This window comes from Erwinia sp. PME.40.26/001 (genome assembly GCF_055556675.1).
In genome coordinates this window covers 1-252 of the sequence record NZ_JBVHNP010000320.1, presented here as the reverse complement: position 1 = coordinate 252, position 252 = coordinate 1, and the positions used below count along the sequence as shown (strand labels likewise).

Below are 252 nucleotides of genomic sequence, written 5' to 3'. Positions count from 1 at the left end.
CGTGATCGATGCGCAGCCGTGGATTATCAGCAAGGTCACACATAGCCTGAGCGGCAGCGGATATACAACCACGCTTGAGTTTGAAGTGCTGCTTTCAGATATTGAATATCAGTCAGAAACAGAGGGTGAAACGGAAACTGCTTAATTCGGGTGTAATTTGCAAAACACGATTTGCATATTCAAACTAAGTGGTTCTCCCCTGCCCTTTTTTAGGATATTGATGATGATGCACTGCCCTTTATGCCAGACAGC

General features: G+C 45.2%; 1 pseudogene. It reads left to right on the top strand.

From position 1 onward, the window contains the following. A pseudogene (locus ACZ3HG_RS24365) lies at positions 1–145 on the top strand (phage late control D family protein); the annotation flags it as partial. Positions 146–252 lie beyond the last annotated feature (107 nt).